Consider the following 24682-nt stretch of genomic DNA (forward strand, 5'->3'; position numbering starts at 1 on the left):
GTAATGGTTTATGCTGAGAATATTATTAACGCAAGGCTTTTTTAAACGTGAATGTTCTGGTTGTTGGCAGTCTTACTCTTTAACAGGGGGCCTTTCCCCTTCATATTTATAAATCCACAGGGAATAGATTTTCAGAAACTCTGACAAAAAGAACAAAAAGCCATTTAGCCAGACATTCATCACGCCCGTGAAACTTAACACCAGGGGAAAAAGGGAAACTGAGTAGCGAAATGTAATTAGACGCAGTATTTCCTGACAGAATGCCAGTCTGCTCGCGTATAAATTCCGGGCGAAGAAGCACCATGCTGAGGCAATAAAAGAGAGCAACAGCAAGAAATCGAGAATAAAAAAAAGAGTAACCAGAGCGCTATACCCGCCAGCAGACAGCGTGTTCACAACCGTACTGAAGGCGTGTATATCGGAAATAAAAGGGATTCTGTCATGACGCACGGACTGGGCACAATAGAGCACAATGGCCAGGGCATCCATGCATCCTCAGAAAATGAAAACCTTATCTCTGACTTTCATGGCCGTTAAGCAATTACTTAACGGGCTGAGGTGGCCATTCGCCCCCCTTCTGGATGAGCTTCTCTTTTATTTCGTTTAATTTCTCGTACTGCTCACTGCCTCGGTCCAGTCCATTCAGCGCGTCCGCGAGCGCATTGCTCATCGACCAGCCATTTTTGGCCTTAATTGACGGATCCGCTCCACGATCGAGCAGCAACAAGACATGATCGTATGACTGGTTATCCAGCGCATCAAACACCAGCGTTTTACCCAGTGAGTTGGTTGAGTTGGCGTCAGCACCGCGATCGAGCATGGCTTCCAGCGTCTCTGTATTTTTCGCTTTAAGCGACTGGAAGACGATCGGTTCGTGGAAAACCTTATCTTTCACGTTGGGTGAGAGGCCACCGTCCAGCATCGCGTCGATCCAGTCCGCGCTGTCGCCCTTCAGGGCAAATTCAGCAGGACTGCTTTTTCCCTGTGGTCGAGGCTGGAGCGGATCTGCGCCGGCCTGAACAAGCAACGTAATGACCTCTAAATGGTTCGACGTTTTTTTATCATTAATTGCGTTGCCAAGGGCCCAGAAAAGCAGGGTCATATCCTGCTTTCCTGGTTGATTAAGGTCGCTGTCTGGCGCAAGCGTCTTCACCGCATCGACGTCGCCTTCCTCAATCGCTTTCGCCAGTTCAAGCTGCTGGCCGCTGAAGTAGTCCTGTGGATTAAGTTCCATATCCTGCTTGCACCCCTGAATCATGAATAAAAAACATAATGCGATAAGAGCCATCAAACGTTTTTTCACAATCGACTCCCGATTATCGAAATATCCTCATCCTTCTGTTGCTCTATGCAATCTATCGCCTGGTTAATGCCATGGCGGTCCAGCGCGCTTCCGGTTCCACCAGGGAGATCGTGAGGAATTCCGGCAGCGTTAGGGCTCAGCGCAGAGATTTCCTCTTTGAGGATCCACGAAGGGACATGCCCTTTCATTGTTTTAAGATCTTCCCAGGGATTAACTTCCTGGATCCTGGTGAGCAGTTCACCTTCTACCCGATACGCCTGGATATTATCCGTACTGCCTAATAGCTTGCCGCCGTATTTTTCTACGGTTCCGGCATTCAGACCTGCGGCATTGAACGTCCATCCCGCTTTCCCGCTGCCCATGGAGGTTGCAGAGGCGAGGCCACCGCCAAGGGAATGTCCGGCAATATCAATATCCTGGCCTGACCTTGCCAGCTCCTTACCAATACTCACGGCCTTTTTATAATAATCTGAAGCCATACCCATGCCCTGCGAGAAGTTATTCGACCAGTCAGCCCCGTTTACCACCGGCGCCAGCTCCCCTTTGGTCAGTAAAGAGGAGACATTCTCAGACAGCGAGGCGAAACCAGGCTCGCGCGATCCCCTGAATACCAGCGTGGGGTTCATGTCAGTGCCGAACACGTCCGGCTTCGGTTGATAGACGCGCGCCAGAAAATTGGGGGATGTGTCATCGTCAAAAAGCATCGATTTGTTCAGCCCGAACTTTCCTAACAGCGCATCGTCATTACTGATATCCGTCCACCCCTCCGGCACGCCGGGCGTGGCTTCCAGGGGGTTGACGGTCTTGTAAATATTCTCCGCCAGCTTCGCTTTTTCCACCGCGATATTATTCGCCGCCAGCCGCTTAGCCGCGATCTGCGCGTCCGGATACAGGCTGCTGCTCCCCTTCGCGATCAGATCTTTACGCGCCTGCCAGCGTTCTGCTTTGGTCATCTGCTGAAGCTGTGCGGCATAGGTATTGCCGTCTTTGCCCGGGGTCGGCTCGTCCGGCACCTGCGCCGCTTTCGATTTCACCACCTGCTTCGGCAGTACCGTTGGCGCAGGGCGAGAACCATACGTTCTCACCATGGTTTCATAACGGTCGACGATCGTACTCACCGGATACCAGCCCAGCCCGACCAGGGACGCAGCCTGAAGTTGCCCTTTGGCGTTGATATAAAAAATTTCCGTTACTGATGACCAGTCACGAAAACTTTCATCAATGGCGACCACCCTGCCCATCTCCAGATCCTGCGCGATCAGCGTGCGGGTATCACGCCCGGACTGATAAGGATTTGCGCCGGTGATCGTGCGCAGCAAATCATAGCGCGTGAAGAGCGAGCGCAGCGAGTGGTCGGGAACCGACATAATCCACTGCCCGGCAACGGACGGGCGGATAATTTTCGCAAATAGCGCCGGCGAGACGTTCTCGTGGAAAAGATAGACAAACTTGATGTTATACATTCGCTCCGTCCTGTTACCCGCAGGCTTACGGATTCACCAGCCAGGTGCCTGGCTTCGCAATATCCAGCGTCTGGGTACGCGTTCTTCCATTGCCTTCCAGTTCAATACGCGTTTCACCCGCCGGCAGTTTCAGCGATGCGTAGCCGTTATTGCCCGGACGCAGCGCCTTCGGCTCGCCGTTAACCTTCAGCGTCTCGCCATCCAGCATGCGGATATAGACCAGTGCGACCGGGCTGGCGTCGACAGGCGGCGCACTCTGCTGTGCCGTAGCCGGTGGCGCAACCGGTTCGCTCACCTCTGCGGTTGCCGGCTTGGTTTCCGGTGCGGCGGTGGTGTTAGCCGGAGGACTCACGGCAGGCGTTTGCGCCGTCTGCGCTGGCGTATCCTGACTGCCGCCGCCGAACAGCATCGCGCCGGCTACAACCCCAACCAGCACGCCCGCAGCAACCAGACCCGGCAGCTTGTAACGTCGCCAGTCCAGCGCGGAAGCAGACGCTTCCTCTTCCACCGGCACCAGCATCGTGCCGGTCTTTTTCGCGGTCAGCACTTCGTCGATACCGGCGACGGGCATCTCGATCAGCGCCGCGAACTCCTCAATGGATTGCGGACGGTCTTCCATATGCAGCGCCAGCGCCTTGTCGATGGCCTGTAACAGCGGGATGGAATACCCCTGCGGCATCAGCTCCACCAGCGGTTTGCAGGTGTCCTGAATTGAACGCACCACGCTGACCGGCGGCGGTGAGCCCACGATGAGGGTACGCAGCACGGCGCCGAGCGCGTAAATATCCGTCCACGGCCCCTGCTCGCTTTCATTGTCGTCGGTGTATTGCTCGATAGGCGCAAATCCCGGACGCAGCATGGTTTCCGTCTCGTCCGAGAGGTTGCCGATGGTGCGGCGCGCCGAACCGAAATCGAGCAGCACCGGCAGGCCGTTATCCTGAATCTGAATGTTATCCAGCGAGATATCGCGGTGCAGATAGCCTTCGTCGTGGATCGTTTTGATGGCGCCAAACAGCATCGGCAGCATGCGGCGGATCCACGCCTCGTTAATCAGCTCAGGTTTTTCTTCGCGCAGACGCGACAGCGTGGTGCCGCTGTAAAACAGCGTCCCCATGTAGGCCGTGTCGTTTTGCACCCAGAAACGCAGCACGTGCAGCAGGTTCGGGTGGTTAAAGCGCGCCAGCAGGCGGGCTTCCTGGATGAAGCTGTTGAGGCCAGCAGAAAACGCTTTGCCAAAGCGCTCGCTGCGCAGCACCAGCGTCATATCCTCGCCGCGTACGGCGAGGGAGGAAGGCATAAACTCTTTGATAGCGATAGTGCGTTCGAGCTGGTGATCCCAGGCGCGATAGACGATGCCGAATCCGCCGCCGCCAATCACCTCTTTTATTTCAAACTCATTGAAACGGTACCCGACCGGGAGCGCGTTTGGGACAGTCCGATTGTTATCATTATCCGTCATCTTTTACAGTTCTCTTGATGATTATTACGCGGCAAACTGACAGTGGAACTCGCCCTGCTCGCAGGTGACGTGCAGACGTCGGTACTGCTCGTCGCTGCGGCTGGCGGTAAGTAAAATCTGGCTCATCTGAGGCAGTAACGTATTGGTCAGAATCGCATCGACCATACGTCCGCCCGACTCTACCTCGGTACAGCGCTGAACAATCTGTTCGACCACGCTGTCGTCAAATTCAGAAATAATGTTGTGATTCTCTTCCAGACGTCGCTGAATGCGCTTGAGCTGGAGACGGACAATCTGCCCCAGCATCTCGTCGCTCAGCGGGTAATACGGCACCACCAACAGACGCCCCAGCAGCGCCGGCGGGAAGACTTCCAGCAGCGGCTGGCGCAGGGCGCCGCTCAGCGCATCGGGCTCCGGCATCAGCTCCGGGTCGGCGCACATGGCGCTGATCAGGTCGGTACCCACGTTAGACGTCAGAATAATAATGGTGTTACGGAAATCGATGTGACGCCCTTCGCCGTCTTCCATCCAGCCCTTGTCGAAGACCTGGAAGAAGATCTCGTGCACGTCAGGGTGCGCTTTTTCAATTTCGTCCAGCAGCACCACGCTGTAGGGACGGCGGCGCACGGCCTCGGTTAAGACGCCGCCTTCACCATAGCCCACATAGCCCGGAGGCGCACCTTTTAACGTCGATACGGTGTGCGCTTCCTGGAATTCGCTCATGTTGATGGTAATGACGTTCTGCTCGCCGCCATAAAGCGACTCCGCCAGCGCCAGCGCGGTTTCGGTTTTACCCACGCCGGACGGCCCGCAGAGCATAAATACGCCGATCGGTTTGTTCGGATCGTCAAGCTTCGCGCGCGCGGTTTTCACCCGACGGGCGATCAGATCCAGGCCGTGGCGCTGGCCAATGACCCGCTGGTTCAGCGTGTCGGCCAGGTTAAGCACCGCGTCGATCTCATTTTTCACCATCCGGCCCAGCGGGATCCCGGTCCAGTCCGAGACCACCGCCGCCACCACGTTTTCATCCACCGCGGCAAACAGCAGCGGTTCGTCGCCCTGTAAGGTCGTCAGCGCCTGCTGCTGCTCCGCCAGCTGGCCGCGCAGTTCAGCCGTATCCTCATCACCCGCCGCAAACAGCGCGGCACGCAGGCGGATAATCTCCTGCACCCGCGTACGCTCTTCTTCCCAGCGGCGGGAAAGGGCTTCGCGTTTTATTTCATACGCATCGCGTTCGGCGCGTAACGTCGTTACGCGCTCTGCGTCACCGGCTGCGACGCGGGCTTCGCGTTCAGCAATTTCAATTTCCACGTCCAGCGCGGCAAGATGGCGCAGGCAGTCTTCCAGCTGGGCAGGCGGCGCGCTCTGGCTGACGGCCACGCGCGCACAGGCGGTATCCAGCAGCGCCACCGCTTTATCCGGCAGCTGACGCGCAGGAATATAGCGATGCGACAGCTTCACCGCCGCGCTGACCGCTTCGTCGAGAAGTAAAACCTGATGATGGGTTTCCAGCGGCGACACGGTGCTGCGGAGCATCAGTACGGCTTTCGCTTCATCCGGCTCGTGAACCTGTACGGTCTGGAAGCGGCGGGTCAGCGCCGGATCTTTCTCAATGTATTTTTTGTATTCCGCCCAGGTGGTCGCGCCGATGGTGCGCAGCTGGCCGCGCGCCAGGGCTGGCTTGAGCAGATTAGCGGCATCGCCGGTGCCCTGCTGTCCGCCTGCGCCAATCAGGGTGTGGATCTCATCGATAAACAGAATAATCGGCGTGGCGCTGGACTGCACCTCGTTAATCAGCGCCTGGAGGCGCGCTTCAAATTCCCCCTTCATGCCCGCCCCGGCCTGAAGCATGCCGATATCCAGCAGCCACAGCTGAACGTTTTGCAGCGGCTCCGGCACGTCGCCGTCGGCGATACGCAGCGCCAGCCCTTCCACGACCGCGGTTTTCCCGACGCCGGCTTCCCCGGTCAGCAAGGGGTTGTTCTGGCGACGACGCATCAGGATATCGACCATCTGGCGGATCTCTTCATCGCGCCCCACCACCGGGTCAATCTTGCCTTCCCGGGCGCGCGCCGTCAGATCCTGACCATACTGCGCCAGCGTGCCCTGCGCGGCCGGAACGGCACCGGCGGGCGCATCCGCCGCAGCGGCAGCCTGCTGGCTCTCTTTGCTGTCGGCACAAATGGCGTCGAACAGCTCGATCAGCACCTCGACGTTAAGTCGGGTGAACTGCGCCGAAATGCTTTTCAGCACGTTAGCCAGATTCCACGTTTTCAGGATGCCGATCAGCAAATGGCCGCCGCGGATGCGGCTCACGCCAAACTTCAGCGAGCCGTAAACCCAGGCGCGCTCGACGGCGCTGTCGATATGCTCGGAAAGGTCAGAGACGGAACTGGCGCCGCGCGGCAGGGCATCCAGCGCCGCCACGATATCGCGCGTCAGCTGCTGTTCATCAAGGGCGAAGTGACGGATGACCCGTTGCAGATCGCCATCCTGCTGCTGCATCAGCTGATGCAGCCAGTGCACCAGCTCAACGTACGGGTTGCCGCGCAGTTTGCAGAAGGCAGTCGCGCTCTCCAGAGAGGTAAATAACAGCGTATCCAGTTTGCCGAAAAGCACGGCACGGCTAATTTCTGACATGTTAGTTTCCATTAACAATGATTCGGTATACGGAAGGATTATCGCTCTGCGCGATACACCAGATCGCCACGCGGAACAGGCTGAGGCTGAAGGCCCAGCCAGGTGTTGTACCCTAATCGCCCGGCACTGCCGAGCGTGGCGCCCTGCACCGCATCGGCGCGCAGGATCACCCGTGTTTCCCATTCAAATTCCACCCCGGCATACTGTCGCACCCAGTCGCGCAGCTCGGTGACCCACCCTTCGCCCGGCAAAAAACGGTTGTACTCGTCTGCGCTTAAGGGGCCAATCTCCAGCCGAAACTTATGCTGCACGTCGCGTACCGCAATGCCGAGGAAGGCGGACTCCCCCATGCGCGGCAGGCGCCGCCCCTCGCCCAGCTGTGCCTGCTCCCGCGTTGAGAGCGGCATCCACTGCGGGACGTTGGCCACCAGCCTGACCGGAACGTTGAAATAGTTGCGCAGGATCTTCTCCAGCCCTTCCGGATCTCGCCCGTGGCGGGTCAGGTGCCCGGCGTGGGTAAAGCGGGCATGCGCGCTCAGGCTGCCTTTCGACATCTGACCGGGCTGGCCCATGCCAATCAGCGACGCCAGATACCCTTCGAAGCGCCTGTTGTCGTCGCGATCCAGTGAAACGGCAGGCTGCGCGTCCGCCCAGGCGCGGTAAAACAGCAGCGTCAGGCGGTGGTGAAAGAGGTCGGCAAACGCGCTGAGGCTGTGATCCTGATGATGATGAATACGCTCGCGGGCATACTCGGTCATGTGTACCGGCAGCGGGCCATTAGGACCAAACAGGCCGAAGCTCAGAATAGAAACCTCATGCAGCCCGTTCTCTTCCCGCTGCCGCACCTCGGCAACCGTTGACGGCGCAAAGCCCATCGAAGGCTGCTGACCAATACGCAGCGGCTCAAATTTCGGCAGTGGCGCGCGTCCCAGCGGATAACGTTCACCGCCCTGGGCATCAATGCGTCTTAACAGCTGGAACAGATCGTAGCGCCACGGCGTTTCGCGCACCCCACGCCAGAAAGCATCGGGCAGCGGCGTCAGGCGATGCACGCGCAGCGTTGCAGAGGCAACCTCGCTCATACCAGCGCCCTTTTACCCATGCGCGGCGCCCAGAAGCCGATTTCGCCACGCTGCTGGCTCTTGAGCGTGAATTCCGTAAAGCTGTTGATGGAGACCAGGCGGGCAAAAAGTCGCTCCAGCACGCTGCCGAATAGCCATGGGCTGGCGCCGGAAAAGGCGCGTTCATCCACGGTCAGGGTGATGCTGATCCCGCGGGCGAACACCACCGGGCCCGGCTCCGGCACGCGGCGGTGAACCGGCTCCAGCACGCAGTGGCGAACGCCATCCACCTGACGGGCAACCGGCGTCTCTGCCAGGTTGGCATACAGCCCTAACAGCTGACGCAGCGCGGCGGCGCCCTCTTCGTTTTCACTGTCCATCAGGCTGAGGTAATTCATTTGCAGCTGGCTGATGAGTCGCCAGGTGCTGAACCCTTCCGCCAGCGCCGGACGCGGCGGCGTCGGGCCTTTGCGCAGGGTTAACGCCTTCACCGGCATGGAGTCGGCCATAATAAACTGTCCGAGCTCCTGCTGGAGCATCAGCGGCAGGTCGCGGCTGGTGCACAGCACCTCGGCGGAAATGTAGCGCAGGTTCTCCTGCCACGGCGCGTGCTGCGCATCCACCAGCGAGACAAAGACCTCCGAGCCGATATAGCCCGTGCGGGTGCCGTAGCGCAGCGCGTGTTCCGAGAGAACGCGTTGCTCGCGGCGCAGGGAAAAGTAGGCGCCGTAGTTACCCGCGTCGCCGCTCCAGGTACTCCAGAACGGTCGAAACGTCTGGTCGTCCCGCTGCCCGTCGGCGCTGGCGTAGATTTTTTTCACGGCATAAATTTCATAATCCAGCGGTCGGATGTTATCCACCACCAGATGGTATTCATGCTGGCCTTCGTTCAGCTTCTGTCGTGCAGCCACTTTCGGGAACAGGTTGATCACCGGCGTGCAGTGCAGCGCCAGGTGGCTGGCGTCCACTACGCGTTCCAGCTGATCGTCGCTCTTGTCGAGCAGAATAAAGATATCAAACGCCTTTTCGTCTTCGCAGCGCTGGATCAGCTTACCCAGCCCGCTCAGGCTGATGAAGCGAAAGCGTGCCGGGAACGCAAAGTACTCCTGCAACAGGCGATAGCCGTCAAAGTTGCGCAGATCGTCCGGGAGCAGCGCCTGGTCCGCGTCAAAGCCCTCCTGACGCAGGGCGTCAGACGACAATAGCTGGCGCTGGGGCTGCTTGCTGACCGTCTGGCAGACGATGCCCGCGTGGCGCTCCATGACCAGCTCCAGCAGCTTCAGCGCTTCGATGTCCGGGCCGCTTAAGAAGAACTCCAGGCGGTCAAAATCCAGGTGTCCGAGGTGCTGCGGGCCATCGCAGGCAATGCGGATCCGCAAAGCGCTGCTGATCCCCCGCTGGCTCAGGCCGAGCTGGGCCAGCGGCAGATCGGCGGGCACGCCGCCGAGCTCGATCCTGTCGATTTTTAGCGGCAGCAGGTTCACCTCGTGCGCCGTGGTATAGCTGCACGTGACGCCGGTTTTTTTCAGCGCCAGGCTGTCCATCATGGTGCCGCGCGGCACGATGAAGCCTTTGCTCAGGTCGCCGCGGCTGCTGTCGGGCTGAATTTCAGCGATCGCCATCGACGGCGTGGGCGCCAGATAATTCGGCGCAATCATCTCCAGCATGCGCTGTGAAAAGCGCGGGAACTCGGCGTCCATCTTCATCTGCACGCGGGAGGTCAGAAAGGCAAAACCCTCCATCAGCCGCTCGATGTACGGGTCCGCCACTTCGATGCCGCGCATACCAAGCCGCCCCGCCACCTTCGGGTAGCGTTCGGCGAACTCCGCGCCCATCTCGCGCAGATAGGCCAGTTCACGGTTGTAATATTCGAGCAGTTTGCTTTCCATAATTACCCCGCATCCTTCAGTTCAAAATGGCCGTTTTCAAGGTCGACGTCGGTGCGAAAGAGAAACTCCAGCGGATACGGCACGCACCACAGGCGGCCTTTGATTTCGATGGACAGCACGTTGTGCAGATCTAACGACGAGGTATCGGACACGCAGCGAACCTGAAGCCCCTGCGGGAGGATCCGCGGTTCAAAGTTAATAATCGCTTCGGTGAGCTTACGCTGAATGTCGTGCCATTCGATATCGGACATTCTTTTCCCCGCCAGCGGCGCAACGCCAAAGTTGACGACGGAACGGCTCACCTGCGTCAGCCCGCTTAAGTCGCTGGAGGCATCGTGGTTGATGGTATTAAACAACCACTGTAAATCCCGCAGAACGTTGCGACGCAGCGCGGCGTGGGTGATCAGATTGCTGTTGGCGGACTCGCGTTTTTTTTCCGGATCGTTATCCGTCAGGCGATCCAGTAGCGAGGGCTGCATCTTGTCGCGTGCCCCCACTTTCTCCTGCCTGCTGCGGGCCTGCCAGCCGCTGCGCAGCAGATCGCCTTCGCCAGCGGGATTACTCATCCGCACCATCCGCAGCAAACGTCACCAGGCTCAGGGTGAGCAGCGGGCTTTCGCTTTGCTCGCTCAGCCAGGCTTTCTGCCCCATGCCTTCATACAGGACGCCATCATCGTCGAGCGGGAGCCACTCGGTAGTGCGCCCCAGCTTAACGCTATCGGAAGCGCCGTCAGCAAACGGATAACGCGCCGGGATCTGACAGACCTGCTCGCTGCCGTCCGTGAGGCGGACCAGCGCATGACGCCATACCAGATCGGTCACGCTGGCCGGAGCCTGGAAACGGATCGTGTCGATGGCGCAGAACGGCACCCAGAAATAGCGGCCATTGACCAGGGTTTCACACACTGGACCCAGACGGGCATCGCCGTCCATCAGCCAGTCGAAGGGCTGGTTTTCTTCATTCTCCAGCGTGACCTGTCCGCGGCTTGCCGGGGCCTGTTCGAGTGCCGCCAGACGCAGCGTTTGCGCGTGCTCGCCGCTTTCCGTCAGCGCCTGGGCTAACGTCGTCAGCCACGGCCACTGCGCCTCGGGCATCGCCGGACGCGCCTCTCCTGCAAACACGCGGGCCCGCTGCTGTTCGCCCTGAATGGCCTGCTCCAGCAGCGTCACGGTCGGTTTTGCCTGCGGCTTCAGCGCCAGCCAGCTTTTCAGCTGGGTCAGGGCGCGCGCCCAGTTACCGCTGAGGATCAGAAACTGCACAAACGCGGCGCGCAGGTCGGCATCCGCCGGGCGGGCTTTGATATCGGCTTCCAGGCGAAGCAGCGCGTCGTTAATCGACTCACCCGCCAGGCGTTGATAAAGCGTATTCATGGCCACTCCTTAATTCGCCGCGCGCCAGGCGCCTATTGCCGGATCGCGCAGCTGCGGGCGCAGCGTGTCGATCAGAACAACGTTCAGCTCAGCGCCCGGTGCAACCCATGCGCTCCAGATCTTCTTGACCTCGGCGATACGCGCCTGAAGTCGGGCGTCGTCGCTGGCGATCTCGCGGGTGATTTCCACCGCCACCGTGCCGTTGCTCTTCCAGCCGTTCAGGGTGCTGTCGTACGGCAGGATCATCCAGCTCTGGTCGCTGTTCTGGGTGCTGAAGACCATGCGCTCTTTGTTGACGGAGGTGATCAGCGCGTTTTCAGGATCGACCGCGTTGTTCAGCCCCATCACCGGGAAGCCGTGAATGTAGGTGACCGGAATCGCTTTCTGCGTCCCGTTACGGTTTTGCGTCACCACCGTGTGGCCGCTGAGCCAGCTGCCGTTACCGCAGCGGGTGGTGTCGGAGTCAGGAATAAACAGCGCCGGCGCGGAGGAACCGCCCTCCCAGAAGGTGCGCAGGTGGCAGCCGTCCTGAAGGGTAAACTCCTGCCATGGGGTACGGTCTGCCGCTACGGTGTGCGTCTCCGGATTCTGGTCAGGCGGCAGCAGCGCGCCCGGGGTGGTGGTTGCTGCCACCGCCGTTTCCTGCTGCTTTACCACCAGCGCCCAGTCCTGCGCTTTAGCCGCCGTGCCACGGGCAAGCGTCGTCCCCTGCGGATCGTTCAGCGTCCAGTTGAGGGTATTCAGCTTGCTGCACTGGTGCTCCAGCAGCGAGCCAAGGCGCGGCACGAAGTTTTCCAGCACCGAAACCTCTTTCTTACCGTTCGCCACGATGCGCAGCGCCACGTCCGACTTACACCAGCTTTGCGGCGTATTGTCTTTAATGTTGTCGATCCAGATATCCAGCTTCTGCGCAGGAGACTGCACGATGCGGAAGTTTTCAGCCTGTGCGGTGGTCGCCACCGTCAGAAGAGCCAAACCCGATAGCCAAAGTTTCATATCAATCCTTGTGTGTCTAATCAGTTCCGCAGGGAAGAAATTGTGCTGCGTCAGAGAGCGTATGCAGCAAAGTGGTGTCCTGAGGGTTGCCCATCCACACCGCCACAGCGGTGTAGTTATCCTGAGCATTGCCCTCCTGTTCGCCATTCTTTTGAATGATTTGGTTCATTAAGGTCAGCCACTCCTGTGGCGTATTGACCATGTGCAGCGACTGCTTCATCTGCTCTTCGCTGACGCCGTGCCAGAAACCGTCGGTGCAGAGTAAAAATGCATCGCCGTCTTCAACCTGCACCACATCGCTGTAGCTCGCTTCCGGTCCGCCATTCTCAATACCCAGCGCCAGATACAGCAGGTTGCTGTTGAGATCGTCGGTCTGATGTCCGGCATCCTTCATCTGCTGGACGAGGCTGTGATCGGTGGTGACGTGCCACAGCCAGCCGCGACGAAACAGGTACAGGCGGCTGTCACCGGCGTGTGCCCAGTAGGCCAGACGGTAATCCCTGTCGATAAACAGGCTGACCAGCGTGGTGCCCATCCGGCGATAGTCCTGCACCGCCTGTTGTTCGCTGAGGATGGTGCGGTTCGCCGTTTGGACGTAGTCACGAATATGCTGCGCATTCAGGTGCTTGTCGCCATCAAAGCGGGAAATAATGCTGTTGCGGGCCAGCTCAGCGGCCACCTCGCCGCCCGGCAGGCCCGCGATGCCGTCGCAGACGACAAAGCAGGCTGAACGTTCCCCGATGGTTTCTCCCGTCTGATCCTGGTTGCTGGCGCGCGTCCCCTGGCGGGAGAGAGAAGCCGTTGCGATATTCATTTTTCTTCGGATCCGCTTTGTGAGTCTTTGTACTGATTGACCTCCATGTCATAGGCATGGAGGAAGGCTTCGCCAAACAGGGTATGGAAGTCGTCCTCGATCTCGCCCGCCGTCTCGCCATAGCTGCGAACGAAATAATCCCACAGCGCGGCTTTACGGCTGCCCGGCAGCGCCAGGCGCGACGTCATCCCGTTCTGCTTCGCCTGCTCTTCCAGCTGTTCCGGGTTAAAGGATTGCAGCATAGCGGCGATAATGGCGCGGATACCGGAGATCATCCCCAGCTGGTGCGCCTGAAGATCGATCAGTGCATCACGCACCGATTTGGTCGGTGGCATAAAGCCCGGCATCGGCGTGCCGAACATCTGTATCAGGACCGTTTTACCGGTTGGCAGCAGCTTGAACGGGTTGTTGGCATCGTCGAGTACCATGGTCATATCGGCCTTTACCCCGCGCTTAAGGATGGAGCGCGACGAAAGCAGCGCCACGGTCCCCTGCGAGAACATACCCAGGATCTGGCCCAGCTGACGCATGTTTTCGCGGTCAAACTGCGGCACCGGCTGCATTTCGCTCAGGCCCATGCCTTCCAGCAGCGCCTCCAGCAGTTCGCCCTGAAGCACCTCGCCCCGCTCGCCGGTCTGTGCGGCAGCAGCGGGGGATGCGGCGTTTTTAACCGGGTCGATGCGCAGGCGGCCCTTAGGCGCCTGGGCGTGACTGCGCGCCACGGCCTGCGGCGTTGGCATGGTGAAGCCGCCGTAATCGGGACGCGCGGGCTCTTCTTCTTCCGCGCGCGGCGCGTCCTGCGGTTCAGTCGGTTCCGGATCGAACAGCGGCGAACCGGCAAGCGCATCCTCTTCCGGTGCGGGCTGAGGTTCAGGCTTTGGCTCCGGCTTATCAGCCGTGATTTCATCCGGATGGGTCAACGGCGCGCCGCCCATCAGGCCGAGCGGGTCGTCGTGACGCGCGGCAGGCGCGCTGGCCGTCCCGCCAAACAGGGCTAACGGATCGAGTTCATCCGCGGCCTCTTCCTTTGGCTGGGCAGGTTTGCTTTCGTCCGGCTGCACCAGCGTTGAAGGGGTGACATCGTCAAAGATGCTCTCCTGTTTGAACAACGCGTCATCGCTGAACAGCGAGTCCGGATCCACGTTTTTACGTTCAAGTGCCGGATCGGTGTCGTTGAACATCGCCAGCGGATCTTCGGCATTCCGCTCCGGAGCCGCGGGCTGGGAGAACGGGTCGTGGGACGCGGCGGGCTGTGGTTTCGCCCGGTTGCTGGAGATGCTGTCGGAGATGGAGAACTCCTGCATCAGGCTGTCCCAGATTTCCGACGGCACGGCCGTAGGTTCCGCTTTTCCGCGAGGCGCGGCGCTGGCCGGTTTTGGTTGCGGCGCCGCTGCCGGTGCAGGTGTTGCCGCTGGACGCGCCTGCTGCATGCTGGCCGCCATGCGGCTCACGGGCTGGGTATCGTGAATAAGTTCGCTGACTTCGATGCGATAATCATCAATACCGAGAATATCCCCATCCTGAAGCTCAACCTGACGCCCACGCTCCAGCGGAATATCATTCAATACCACGCGGGTGACGCTGCCACGGTTCGTGACGCGACATTCGCCGCTGGCGTCGACGTGAACGATAGCCTGCAAACGCGAGATAGTGCGATCGTTGTCCGGCAGCACCAGATTGTTATCCGTACCGCGCCCAATGGTGCCGCCCGGGGCATAAAAATCACAGCTGCTTTGCGGCGGCTGGTGACCGGGTTTCGTAGAAATAATCGTGAATCGCATGGCGTATTCCTGCTGGTATGATTAGCGCTCAAACGCTGCCGCTCTCGGGGGTGAGAACGGCGGGGTTTGGGGGTTAAGAACTGATTAGTGCTATTTGACTAAATTCAGGAAAATAATGCCGATAAGCAGCCATAGTGTAAAAAATAAGGCCTGAATTTTATAGCGCCGATGCAGTTTTAATATCCAGCCAATTCTCTCTTCCGGTAAAGCCTGAACGAATTTATAGGCATCATCCTGAACATTTCTGTCTTTGGTAAACTTCATCTTCACGCCTTTGCGAAGACGAACAAACCAGATTATTTTTTGATAATTCGCCAGCGAACCAAAAAATGATGCGGTATTTGTCACCAGATCGAGATCGTAGCCTTTTTGCCTATATTCTGAAAGAAGTAGATTATATTCAGTTTCGTGTCTTTTAAAATAACGAGAACTAGCGAGATCCATGATTACGACAATTAAGAATAAAACTACGATCAGAAATAAAAGAATATTTTCTACATTCACCATAGTTTATCCATTACATATTCCGTTGCTCCACCGGCTACTTCGCCACCAACGTATCCACCCGCAGCGGCGCCTACCACGGAACATGCGAGCAACCCTACACCACCTGTTGCCACTCCCAATGCAACACATACGCCAGCGCCAGCCATGGCTCCATATTTTCCGCCATAAATCCCGCCCGCAAGACTTGCACCGAATTGACTGTACTTCTTAACGGCGACTTTAGAGCAATTCTGCTCTCTACCTACTGTACAGGCATCATAAACTTCATTGGTTGTGTTTGCACCAGCGAAGCCGATAGCAAGCCATCCTCCCATTTTCAGGTAACGGGCAGCTTTTGATGCATTGTCTACATATGTTGAATACCCTCGTATCGAGGCAACACCTGCGGTACTCCATTCGTGGACAATCGACCTGCTTGATAAACCTAAAGCGTGCTTGATTTCTTCATAAGGTTTCAGTTTCAGCGTTAGTCTGGAAAGCTTATTTAATAAAACGTCCAGCTCAGAAAAAAGTTTTTGTCTCTCAACAAAAAACTGCTGCCCGATCAACGTCCCTTGCGTTCTGTATTGATTTTGATAAGCCAACTCAATAGCTTTTAATTTCTTTTCTATTTCGCTAAAGTACCTTTCACCCGCATCAGCAACCACCCCGAGGGATTTATCCATAAAATTTGTTAATGCTGCGATGGTATTAAAATGTTTATTAAAGAAATTGGCCTCATCTGTATTTAGCTCTGACAGGGCTCCATTAACCTTTTGCTTTGCATTTTGTAATTGTTTTAGCTGAACAGTATTCTCAGCACCGGGGGTATTAAGAATTAATATTTGCCCTGGCTTCAACCATGCTGTATCCCTGTTGATTTGCATAAAGTAACGCGCCGCTTCACTATCAGGTTTACTGAACAGAAGTCTGGCCTGGAAATCTAATGTCCCCGCCTGCTGCACAACGCAATAACCCGGGGAAATCATTGATTTTACGCTCATAATTCATTCTCTAAAAAATAAATTAAGCCTTCCGAATAATGACCGGGGATATCTCCCCGGCCATATGCGCAATTATGCTTCTTTGTTTTCTTTGATGTTCCAGCCAGCGCTGCTTTCAGCACCTTTACCACCGGCAGTGGTCTGCTCCCAGTACTGCTGTTTCACTTTCGCAGCCTGGAATGCATAGGTCACGCCAACGGTATCGCCGTTGTCTGCACCGGTGTACTGAACGGAAGTCACGAGAACGTCTTCCAGGGTGATGCGGGTGTATTCAACCTGCTGACCACCCGCTTTGCAGACGGACAGTTCAACTTTGGTCAGGTGCTTACCGCTTGCGCAGTGTTTCAGGATTGCTGTAGTGGATTTGTCGATCAGAGCGTTAACGTGCAGATCGTTAAAGTTAACCTTACCGGCACCACCGCCACCACCCACACTCATATTACCTGGCTGGGACGCGCCCCAGGAGAAGGAGGTAATGTCAGTCCAGCCGGTGTGGTTAGAATCTTTAGATTCGCCCGTAACACCCTCGACCTTCAGAAACATATCAATAGCCATAATATCTACTCTTCGTGGATGAACAATATTGCTTTCGAAAAAGCCCTTATATGGCAAACAGGAAAGCATGGGGCTGAATAAAACCGTCCATATTTTACCTCTGCCTCATATCAAACGACCCGTGTCATTTGACAGTCTTACATTCCCCCGAAATAACGGAATGAATGTGAAGTCTTTATTACCGTGCGTTATTGTGGAACCCGTTAAGGACAGGATTAACAATTTAGCCGTCTTTCTTGCCGGGTGGCGCTTTGCTTACCCGGCCTACATTGCGCAACGATATCAATAAATTGCACGTTTCATTGTAGGCCCGTGCAAGCGTAGCGCCGCCGGGCGAAACTCACAAAACGCACGTTGTCAGCATGCTGACGCTATTACGCGTCTTTCGTCTTCAGAGACGGAAGTTTAGATACCAGACGCAGGGAAACGGTCAGACCTTCCAGCTGGTAGTGCGGGCGCAGGAAGAACTTCGCGGCGTAGTAGCCCGGATTATCTTCGATTTCCTGCACCTGCACTTCCGCAGCCGCCAGCGGTTTACGGGACTTGGTCTCCTGAGAGGAGTTCGCCGGGTCGCCGTCAACGTAGTTCATTACCCAGTCGTTCAGCCAGCGCTCCATCTCTTCGCGCTCGCGGAAGGAGCCGATTTTGTCGCGCACGATGCACTTCAGGTAGTGGGCAAAGCGGCAGCAGGCAAACAGGTACGGCAGACGGGAGGCCAGACGCGCGTTCGCGGTGGCATCCGGATCGTGGTACTCGGCTGGTTTTTGCAGGGACTGCGCCCCGATAAAGGCGGCAAAGTCGGAGTTTTTACGGTGCACCAGCGGCATAAAGCCGTTTTTCGCCAGCTCGGCTTCACGACGGTCGCTGATGGCGATCTCGGTCGGACACTTCATGTCCACGCCGCCGTCATCGCTCGGGAAGGTATGGCACGGCAGGTTTTCCACCGCCCCGCCGGACTCCACGCCGCGAATCGAGGTACACCAGCCGTACTCTTTGAAGGAGCGGTTGATGTTCGCGGCCATCGCATAGGCCGCGTTCGCCCACGAGTAGCTGTTGTGGTTCGCGCCGTCGGTCTGCTCTTCAAAATCGAAGCTGTCCACCGGGTTGGTGCGAATGCCGTAAGGCAGACGCGACAGGAAGCGCGGCATCACCAGCCCCAGATAGCGGGCATCTTCGGATTCACGCAGGGAACGCCAGGCGGCATATTCGGTGTTCTGGAAGATCTTGGTCAGATCGCGCGGGTTAGCCAGCTCCTGCCAGGATTCCATCTGCATCACGCCCGGCGCGGTGCCGGTGATGAACGGACAGTGGGCCGCAGAGCCGATGCGCGCCATCTCGCCCAGCAGCTCAACGTCCTGCGGGCTGTGGTCGAAGTAGTAGTCCCCGACGATGCAGCCAAACGGCTCGCCGCCAAACTGGCCGTACTCCTGCTCGTAGATTTTTTTGAAAATCGGGCTTTGGTCCCAGCCCACGCCCTTGTAGCGCTTCAGGGTGCGGCCCAGCTCCTGCTTGGAGATGCTCATAAAGCGGATCTTCAGCATCTCGTCGGTTTCGGTGTTGTTGACCAGGTAGCTCAGGCCGCGCCAGGCGCTTTCCAGCTTCTGGAACTCATCGTGGTGAATGATCTGGTTCACCTGCTGCGAGAGCTGCTCGTCGATACCGGCAATCAGGTTCTGAATGGTGCGGTAGGTGTCGTTAGAGAAGGTGACGGTATTTTCCAGCGCCTGCTGCGCCAGAGTTTTTACCGCGCTTTCGACGGCGGAGCGCGCCTGGTCGGTTTTCGGACGAAACTCTTTGTTCAGCAGCGCGCTGAACTCGTCCTGGCTGAACGCCTGACCCGCCTGCTGATCGTGTTGTTGAGTCTGGTTGCTCATCGATTATTCCTCGCTACCTTTCGCACTTTCGTCATTTTTTGGCATCTGGCTCAGGGATTTGAGCAGCGTCGGATCCTGAAGGATTTTTGCAATCAGCTCTTCCGCGCCGTTTTTGCCGTCCATATAGGTCAGCAGGTTAGAGAGCTGCGTGCGCGCCTCCAGCAGCTTGTTCAGCGGCTCAACTTTGCGGGCCACCGCGTCCGGCAGGAAGTCGTCCATGCTGTCGAAAGTCAGATCGACGTTGAGCTTACCTTCGCCGGTCAGGGTGTTATCTACCTGGAACGCCACGCGCGGCTTCAGCGCCTTCATACGTTCGTCGAAGTTATCGATGTCGATTTCCAGGAATTTACGCTCGTCGACGGCTGGCAGGTTTTCCACCGGCTTGCCAACCAGATCGGCCATAACGCCCATCACAAACGGCAGCTGAATTTTGCGTTCTGCACCGTAGATCTCTACGTCGTACTCGATCTGCACGCGGGGAGCACGGTTGCGTGCGATGAATTTCTGTCCACTGTTACTCATTGCCATGATGTTCTCCATCAAAGATGCGCGGTGAAGGTGAAACGGCAGACTCCATGCCTGTCGTCATAATGCCAGGACGCGTCATTCGCGGCGTCCAAAGATGTTTTCCAGTTGGTTAACGCCGTCCGGCGCCAGGTCGCGAATAATGTCCATAAAGTTGAGTTCAGACAGCCGCTGCACCCGTTCAATCATCAGCGGTGCGGGATGGCTTGGTTCGTATTGCGCAAAATACTGCTTCGCTTTTTCCAGCATCAGCTGCGCGTCGGCGCGGCTGGTCACCTGCACGCTGCGCCAGTCCGTCACCTGCTGGACGGGCTGGGGGGCCACCTGCTGTGGCTCGGCGTGCGGTTCAGCCTGCGCGTCACGGTTTGGCAGCAGCTTGCTGATATCGGTTACCTGACAGGCGCTGGAAACCAGCCCGACGGTTTTCAGCAGCTGTTCCATCTCCGGCACGCCGCTTTCGCCGAGATAGCCGGTAAGCAGTTCGCGGATAGCCAGCAGGCGCTCGTTGATCACGATAACCGCCGCGGTGCCGGGCTGGTCGCCGCGCGCCAGCTCGTCAATCAGCCTCGGGCGACCGCCGGGGTAGTCCGGGCATTCGGTTTTGCTGCCGTCGAGCAGCGCCTGCGCGTCGCGCAGCGAAATTTCATCGCCGTTTGAGCGCAGCAGCGAGGCGTTGCGCACCGCGACGGTCAGGTCGGATTTATCACTCAGCCCGGCGAGGGCGTTGATGCGGTAGAACGGATCGGTTTCGCCATACTCTTCCAGCAGCGGATAGAGCTGTTCCCAGTAGCGGGACAACGCTTCCTGCACCAGCAGCAGCCCGTCGGCGTAGCCTGCCAGTCCGCGGCGACGCGTCCAGGCATGGGTGAGCGCCAGCAGCACGCGAAGATCTTTGGTGCGGGTCAGCAGGCCGGTGGCGAGCTTTTCAACGGTGTTCCAGTCTGCGGGCTCTGCCGGGATGATGGTGTCGCCAAACTGCTGCTCGGCTTTTCCCTGGCTTGCCTGGTTCATCGCCTGGAAATCGGCGTCGTACTCCAGGTTTTCACCGCAGGGGTTGTCGGGGCTTATCGGCGCGAGAAATTCATCGATATTCATAAGGTCCCTGCTTATTCAAACATAGGCGGGTAAAGCCCGTGACGGCCCGGTCGGGCGCCGCCTGCCGGATCGAACAGCAGCGTAAAGAGCTGCCCGGTGAAGTTTCCGCTGTGCACGTGGGTGTAGAGCGGGTAGCCGTCGCAGCGGTTCGTCCACCAGTAGCTGGTCTGGCGCAGCGGATCGAAACACTCCGCCGCCTGCGGCCAGCCCAGGGTGTTCTGACCATCGTCGTCATAGCCAATCACGTCGAGAATGTCGGAACGCTTTTGCGGCTCTACCGGCTGTGGCGCCGGGATGGTCATCAGCATGTCATCCAGCTGGGAGGCAGAATAGCTGTTACGCACCGCGTGCAGTCCCAGACGCCCCAGCTGCTGGTACCAGCTTTCGGCCTGCCCGAGCAGTCGGGACGACCACTCAGCCGGGGTAAAGCTTAGCTGAATACAGACCGGATAGTGGCGGCCCACGCTGTCACGGCCCGGCAGCAAGCAGCCCATCTGAATCATCTGGCTGCCGAGCATCGGGGGGACGACAAAATTCCACACCGGGGCTTTAGAAAACGGGCGCTCGCCGCTGCGCTGCTCTTCCTGCTGCCAGGCCAGCAGGCCGACCTGGAACCAGTGCGACCACTGGCGTTGCAGGGTATCCGGAAAGCGACGCTGCAAAAAATCTCCGGCGCTGGGTAATTTGCCATACCAGCTGTAGCGGTTCATCGCAGGGGTATTCGTCATACGGCTGTCCTTGCGGTTATGGGCATGAAAAACGGGGAAGCTGGAACGGGTTGCGGATGCTGTTCGGCGCAAACTCCAGCGTGACCTGATGTCCGTCGACGTTGAAGGTGGCCTGACGGCTCAGGCTACCCGCGCCAGGGCTGGTGCGCGCCTTGTCGAAAAAGCGGTTGAGCGCCCATGAACCGTTGGTCACCAGCGTTGCGGTGCTGCCGTTTGCCAGACCGAGCTGCATACGCACCTGGTTCGTCCCGCCCGGCCCCGGCCAGTTCATGATTTGCACCGCCTGAGGACCGTGGCTGTAGCGCAGCAGCTGACCGTCCACGTCCAGCGTGAGGTTCAGAATAGTGTTATCCATCCGCACGGTGCGCACCGTGACCTTAAAGGATGGCGTGGTTGCGCCGTTGGCAAAGAAAGCATCGCGGATGGACTGCGCCTGCTGGAACGGACGCAGCAGCCCTTCGCTGCCCGGCAGCGTTTTGCCGTCGATACCCGGCATAAAACGCCAGTTCGCCTGGGTGGTATCCACCTTGTTGGTCAGGTTGTCGCGAAAGAAGGTGTCCATCAGCCCGGTGCCCGGCGCGAACATGCGGGCAAGATCGTCCGGCGTCACTTCGGTGCTGGCGCTACGCACCAGCGGGTAACGCCCGGCAATCGCCTGACGGCAGAACCCGCCCACTTCCACGTTGATGCGCTTACGCACGTTCTCCAGATCGCGACGCTGGGTATCGCTGCTGGCGCCCACGGCCATATTGCTGAACATGGTTTGCAGCCCGCCCGGCAGACGGCCCGCGCTGGCTTGCAGGCGGCTGATGGCATCGCCGCCCGGCGCGGGCATACCGCTGTTTGCTGCATCCTGAACGGCAGTCAGGTAGCGATAAAGCTCGTCAACCTGCTTGAGAAAATCATCAAAGACGATGGTCTTACCGCCCTTCTCCAGCGGCTGCGCCAGCTCAATCATCGGCGCATAGTGGTCGGTCACCAGCTGCTCGGGCACCTGCGTTACGACCGCGCCCTGCGTTGGAGCGTTGTCACCGTTGCTGAACAACGCTTCCAGCGTACGGGTGGCGCGGTTACTTTGCTCTTCCGCTTTCTGCGCATCCTCCGGCGCAGGCGCAGTGCGCGACAGCGTCAGCACCTTGCTCAGGTTGAGCACCAGGCGGCGCAGCGGCGAGTTGGTGCCTGAAAGCAAGCGCGCGGTGTTGATGCGCTGGGAAAGATCGGCGCTGTTGTTGAGCTGTATGTCCGCGAGAAAGCGATCCCAGTTGACGATGAAGTCGCGCATGTAGAGCTGACGCACGGCGTTGTCGATCTGCTGTTTATCTTCCTGAGCGGTGGTCGCCCCCAGAACCCAGGCATCATCTTCGTGCAGGGCGGTGGTCACGCTGTCGATCTGGTCGTTAAAACTCTTCCAGTAGCCGTCCGGCGTATAAAGCCCCGGCACGCCCTCACTCACCGGCTTGCCGCTTTTACGGGAAAACACCAGCTCGCTCTGCGGGCCGCCGAGATCTGAAAGCGAAACCGGCTTCAGGTTTTCATCATGCTCCAGCAGACGCTTCAGGCGTCCGTACACGCGGGTGGAGAGCGGCTGCTGGTTGATAAGCGCCCTCTCGCGGGCCACCAGATCCTCATCCTGGGCATACGGTGAAGCCTGAATTTTCGGTTCCAGCAGCTGCGTCAGGTGCCACTCCAGCTCCTGAAGCTCCGCCTGCGTCACGTTCTGCGGCAGGTTGCGTTGCAGGTTGAGCATCACCCACGAGTGCAGGAATTTGCCGTCGTAATGCTTCGGCTGGTAGAGCATCTGATAGGCCTTCAGCGCCTCATAGCTGTACTCCACGTCGCTGCCGTTGTCGTTGCGCAGCCAGGTGGTTATGTGCATCGCCACGGCGGGCAGCAGCATCTGATCCAGCGCTTTCTGATACAGCGACTGCGAGGCATCGCTGACGTCATCGCCGCGATAAAGCCCCATACGGCGTGAAACCGGCGGATCGTTAACGTCAAAGGCCTCGCTTTCCGGCAGATCCACCAGGCTGTTAAGCAGCGGCAGAAGCGCAAACAGATCGCGCTGAGGCTGGTTTTGCAGCGCCTTGCTCTGCTGCTCCAGCCCCGGCACTTTTGCATCCACCTCTTCCAGATAGGCTTTATTTTTGGCGTAGCTGGTCAGCCACAGGGCACCCAGGATCACCAGCAGGGCCAGCAGCGCCGCATAGCCGGACCACATCACGGCGCGGTTGCGCAGTTCCCACCAGCGGTTTTCGCCGGCGATGCCCGCCTCCTGGAAAATGACGTTTTGCAGCAGGTTCTTAATGAAGAAACTCTGACCTTTCGCCCCCGGGATCGGCGCTTCTTTACTCACCGAGTCCCAGCGGTCGCTTTCGCCCCCTTCTGGTAGCGAGAGCGCGCGGTTCAGCTCGCCCATCACGCGATCAAACGGCATGCCTTCCTGGGTGCCGCTGGCGAAGTAGATACCGCGCGGAGAAAATTCAGTTTCGAAATTTGAGCGGGCAAAGACCGTGCTCAGGTAGTCCGCCAGCAGCGGGCGCAGCGCGGCGAACTCCTGCGGGAAGAGATAAGCTTCCGCACGGGCTTTTGCATCGTGCTCTTTCAGCATGGTTTCCGGCAGGCCGGCATCCAGACGCTGTTGCAGCAGGGAAAACTCCTGCTGGAAGTTGCCCATCAGGTCGTAATCGGCGTGTTTAGTCTGCTCCCACGGCAGGGTAAAGCCCCAGATCTGATCGCGCTGGGCTTTGTCGTAATCCGCAAACCAGGCGCGGAAGCCTTTAAGCAGGTCCGCCTTGGTGACCATGACGTACACCGGGAAGCGAATGCCCAGCTGTTCGTGCAGCTCTGAGAGACGCTGGCGCAGGTTCACCGCCTGCTGGCGAGAGGCCTCCGCGGACTGCGAAAGCAGGTCGGAAATGCTGATGGTGATAATCACGCCATTGATGGGCTGACGGCGGCGGTATTTACGCAGCAGGTTGATAAATTCCAGCCACTCGCCGGCGTCCTGAACCTGCTCGCTCTCCTGAGTGGTGTAGCGCCCTGCGGTATCCAGCAGCACCGCCTCGTTGGTGAACCACCAGTCGCAGTTGCGCGTGCCGCCAATGCCGCGCAGCGCGGTTTTACCGAAGCGGTCCGCCAGCGGGAATTGCAGCCCGGAGTTGGCCAGCGCGGTGGTTTTACCGGAACCCGGTGCGCCAATAATGACGTACCACGGCAGTTGATAGAGGTACTGGGTGCTGAAGCGCTGCGTCCACTGCGCGCCGTGCCCCGCTTTGCTGAAGTGGGCTTTTTTCAGCATCTGGGCGGCTTCGTCGAAACGCCCGGCAAGGATCTGCTCCTCGCTGTTCAGACGTTTCTGCGGATCGGCTGCTTCCGGACTGGTGGTGTTTTCGTTGAGCTTGTCCATCAGCTTGCGGTTCAGCCAGGCGTTATACAGCCGGGGCAGAATGTGGCTCTGGGCCCAAATCAGGTAGACCACCGCAATGCTGATGACGCGGTTCTGCTCGGATTCAAGAGGCCGGGTATCCACGATGGACAACAGCGGGCCAATCATCCAGATCACCGCCGCGAGCGCCGTTACGCCCAGGAAGCTCCACAGAATGCGATTGGTCAGTATAGAAAGTAGAGTAGTCAGCATC

The 24682-nt window shown here is 58.5% G+C and carries 20 protein-coding genes; all 20 read right to left on the minus strand.

The window, feature by feature from the left end:
• Positions 1 to 72: 72 nt before the first annotated feature.
• A complete protein-coding gene (locus tag E0L16_RS20960; RefSeq protein ID WP_242672239.1) occupies positions 73 to 489 on the minus strand; it encodes a hypothetical protein in 417 nt (138 codons plus the stop codon).
• A gap of 52 nt (positions 490 to 541) precedes the next feature.
• Positions 542 to 1288 carry an ankyrin repeat domain-containing protein gene (locus E0L16_RS20965; RefSeq protein WP_165498433.1) on the minus strand — a complete coding sequence of 249 codons (747 nt, stop codon included), beginning with the start codon at positions 1286 to 1288 and terminating at the stop codon, positions 542 to 544.
• A gap of 11 nt (positions 1289 to 1299) precedes the next feature.
• On the minus strand, positions 1300 to 2766 hold the full coding sequence (locus E0L16_RS20970; RefSeq protein ID WP_131638157.1) for a Tle-like phospholipase domain-containing protein: 1467 nt from the start codon (positions 2764 to 2766) through the stop codon (positions 1300 to 1302).
• 25 nt (positions 2767 to 2791) lie between these two features.
• Positions 2792 to 4225 (minus strand): serine/threonine protein kinase, encoded by a 1434-nt coding sequence (locus tag E0L16_RS20975; protein ID WP_112793038.1) that lies wholly within the window; start codon positions 4223 to 4225, stop codon positions 2792 to 2794.
• A 24-nt stretch (positions 4226 to 4249) separates the two neighbouring features.
• Entirely contained in the window at positions 4250 to 6865 is a 2616-nt protein-coding gene (gene tssH / locus E0L16_RS20980; protein ID WP_131638159.1) for a type VI secretion system ATPase TssH, read from the minus strand.
• 38 nt (positions 6866 to 6903) lie between these two features.
• Positions 6904 to 7947 carry a type VI secretion system baseplate subunit TssG gene (tssG, locus tag E0L16_RS20985; RefSeq protein WP_131638161.1) on the minus strand — a complete coding sequence of 348 codons (1044 nt, stop codon included), beginning with the start codon at positions 7945 to 7947 and terminating at the stop codon, positions 6904 to 6906.
• Positions 7944 to 9815 (minus strand): type VI secretion system baseplate subunit TssF, encoded by a 1872-nt coding sequence (gene tssF, locus E0L16_RS20990; protein ID WP_131638163.1) that lies wholly within the window; start codon positions 9813 to 9815, stop codon positions 7944 to 7946. The genes tssG and tssF overlap by 4 nt, the downstream gene beginning before the upstream one ends.
• Before the next feature lie 2 nt (positions 9816 to 9817).
• Positions 9818 to 10381, minus strand: a complete 564-nt coding sequence (gene tssE, locus E0L16_RS20995) for a type VI secretion system baseplate subunit TssE (RefSeq protein WP_015570336.1) — start codon at positions 10379 to 10381, stop codon at positions 9818 to 9820.
• A complete protein-coding gene (locus tag E0L16_RS21000) occupies positions 10374 to 11186 on the minus strand; it encodes a type VI secretion system accessory protein TagJ (protein WP_131638165.1) in 813 nt (270 codons plus the stop codon). Before E0L16_RS21000 ends, tssE begins: the two co-directional genes overlap by 8 nt.
• Positions 11187 to 11195: 9 nt before the next feature.
• Positions 11196 to 12182, minus strand: coding sequence for a hypothetical protein (locus E0L16_RS21005; RefSeq protein WP_063868520.1), 987 nt, complete (start codon positions 12180 to 12182; stop codon positions 11196 to 11198).
• Between the two features lie 16 nt (positions 12183 to 12198).
• The gene (locus E0L16_RS21010; protein WP_063449579.1) at positions 12199 to 12996 is read right to left on the minus strand and encodes a PP2C family protein-serine/threonine phosphatase; all 798 of its coding nucleotides are present in this window, start codon (positions 12994 to 12996) and stop codon (positions 12199 to 12201) included.
• On the minus strand, positions 12993 to 14777 hold the full coding sequence (gene tagH, locus E0L16_RS21015) for a type VI secretion system-associated FHA domain protein TagH (protein WP_131638167.1): 1785 nt from the start codon (positions 14775 to 14777) through the stop codon (positions 12993 to 12995). Before tagH ends, E0L16_RS21010 begins: the two co-directional genes overlap by 4 nt.
• A 90-nt stretch (positions 14778 to 14867) precedes the next feature.
• On the minus strand, positions 14868 to 15284 hold the full coding sequence (locus tag E0L16_RS21020) for a hypothetical protein (RefSeq protein WP_131638169.1): 417 nt from the start codon (positions 15282 to 15284) through the stop codon (positions 14868 to 14870).
• Complete coding sequence (locus E0L16_RS21025; protein ID WP_131638171.1) at positions 15278 to 16267, minus strand: hypothetical protein; 990 nt, start codon at positions 16265 to 16267, stop codon at positions 15278 to 15280. Before E0L16_RS21025 ends, E0L16_RS21020 begins: the two co-directional genes overlap by 7 nt.
• 72 nt (positions 16268 to 16339) lie before the next feature.
• On the minus strand, positions 16340 to 16822 hold the full coding sequence (locus E0L16_RS21030) for an Hcp family type VI secretion system effector (protein ID WP_014884229.1): 483 nt from the start codon (positions 16820 to 16822) through the stop codon (positions 16340 to 16342).
• Between the two features lie 374 nt (positions 16823 to 17196).
• The gene (tssC, locus tag E0L16_RS21035; RefSeq protein ID WP_063868514.1) at positions 17197 to 18696 is read right to left on the minus strand and encodes a type VI secretion system contractile sheath large subunit; all 1500 of its coding nucleotides are present in this window, start codon (positions 18694 to 18696) and stop codon (positions 17197 to 17199) included.
• Between the two features lie 3 nt (positions 18697 to 18699).
• Positions 18700 to 19224, minus strand: coding sequence for a type VI secretion system contractile sheath small subunit (gene tssB, locus E0L16_RS21040; protein ID WP_022648413.1), 525 nt, complete (start codon positions 19222 to 19224; stop codon positions 18700 to 18702).
• A gap of 75 nt (positions 19225 to 19299) precedes the next feature.
• Positions 19300 to 20316 carry a type VI secretion system protein TssA gene (gene tssA, locus E0L16_RS21045; protein ID WP_131638173.1) on the minus strand — a complete coding sequence of 339 codons (1017 nt, stop codon included), beginning with the start codon at positions 20314 to 20316 and terminating at the stop codon, positions 19300 to 19302.
• 11 nt (positions 20317 to 20327) lie between these two features.
• On the minus strand, positions 20328 to 21044 hold the full coding sequence (gene tagF, locus E0L16_RS21050) for a type VI secretion system-associated protein TagF (RefSeq protein WP_063868513.1): 717 nt from the start codon (positions 21042 to 21044) through the stop codon (positions 20328 to 20330).
• A gap of 16 nt (positions 21045 to 21060) precedes the next feature.
• A complete protein-coding gene (gene tssM, locus E0L16_RS21055; RefSeq protein WP_131638175.1) occupies positions 21061 to 24681 on the minus strand; it encodes a type VI secretion system membrane subunit TssM in 3621 nt (1206 codons plus the stop codon).
• Position 24682 lies beyond the last annotated feature (1 nt).

Origin of the sequence: Enterobacter quasihormaechei (assembly GCF_004331385.1) — a bacterium.
Taxonomy (GTDB): Bacteria; Pseudomonadota; Gammaproteobacteria; order Enterobacterales; family Enterobacteriaceae; genus Enterobacter; species Enterobacter quasihormaechei.

Coding starts and splice junctions, on each gene's coding strand:
- E0L16_RS20960 (WP_242672239.1), bottom strand. CDS start 489: ATGGATGCCCTGGCCATTGTGCTCTATTGTGCCCAGTCCGTGCGTCAT.
- E0L16_RS20965 (WP_165498433.1), bottom strand. CDS start 1,288: ATGGCTCTTATCGCATTATGTTTTTTATTCATGATTCAGGGGTGCAAG.
- E0L16_RS20970 (WP_131638157.1), bottom strand. CDS start 2,766: ATGTATAACATCAAGTTTGTCTATCTTTTCCACGAGAACGTCTCGCCG.
- E0L16_RS20975 (WP_112793038.1), bottom strand. CDS start 4,225: ATGACGGATAATGATAACAATCGGACTGTCCCAAACGCGCTCCCGGTC.
- tssH (WP_131638159.1), bottom strand. CDS start 6,865: ATGTCAGAAATTAGCCGTGCCGTGCTTTTCGGCAAACTGGATACGCTG.
- tssG (WP_131638161.1), bottom strand. CDS start 7,947: ATGAGCGAGGTTGCCTCTGCAACGCTGCGCGTGCATCGCCTGACGCCG.
- tssF (WP_131638163.1), bottom strand. CDS start 9,815: ATGGAAAGCAAACTGCTCGAATATTACAACCGTGAACTGGCCTATCTG.
- tssE (WP_015570336.1), bottom strand. CDS start 10,381: ATGAGTAATCCCGCTGGCGAAGGCGATCTGCTGCGCAGCGGCTGGCAG.
- E0L16_RS21000 (WP_131638165.1), bottom strand. CDS start 11,186: ATGAATACGCTTTATCAACGCCTGGCGGGTGAGTCGATTAACGACGCG.
- E0L16_RS21005 (WP_063868520.1), bottom strand. CDS start 12,182: ATGAAACTTTGGCTATCGGGTTTGGCTCTTCTGACGGTGGCGACCACC.
- E0L16_RS21010 (WP_063449579.1), bottom strand. CDS start 12,996: ATGAATATCGCAACGGCTTCTCTCTCCCGCCAGGGGACGCGCGCCAGC.
- tagH (WP_131638167.1), bottom strand. CDS start 14,777: ATGCGATTCACGATTATTTCTACGAAACCCGGTCACCAGCCGCCGCAA.
- E0L16_RS21020 (WP_131638169.1), bottom strand. CDS start 15,284: ATGGTGAATGTAGAAAATATTCTTTTATTTCTGATCGTAGTTTTATTC.
- E0L16_RS21025 (WP_131638171.1), bottom strand. CDS start 16,267: ATGAGCGTAAAATCAATGATTTCCCCGGGTTATTGCGTTGTGCAGCAG.
- E0L16_RS21030 (WP_014884229.1), bottom strand. CDS start 16,822: ATGGCTATTGATATGTTTCTGAAGGTCGAGGGTGTTACGGGCGAATCT.
- tssC (WP_063868514.1), bottom strand. CDS start 18,696: ATGAGCAACCAGACTCAACAACACGATCAGCAGGCGGGTCAGGCGTTC.
- tssB (WP_022648413.1), bottom strand. CDS start 19,224: ATGGCAATGAGTAACAGTGGACAGAAATTCATCGCACGCAACCGTGCT.
- tssA (WP_131638173.1), bottom strand. CDS start 20,316: ATGAATATCGATGAATTTCTCGCGCCGATAAGCCCCGACAACCCCTGC.
- tagF (WP_063868513.1), bottom strand. CDS start 21,044: ATGACGAATACCCCTGCGATGAACCGCTACAGCTGGTATGGCAAATTA.
- tssM (WP_131638175.1), bottom strand. CDS start 24,681: ATGCTGACTACTCTACTTTCTATACTGACCAATCGCATTCTGTGGAGC.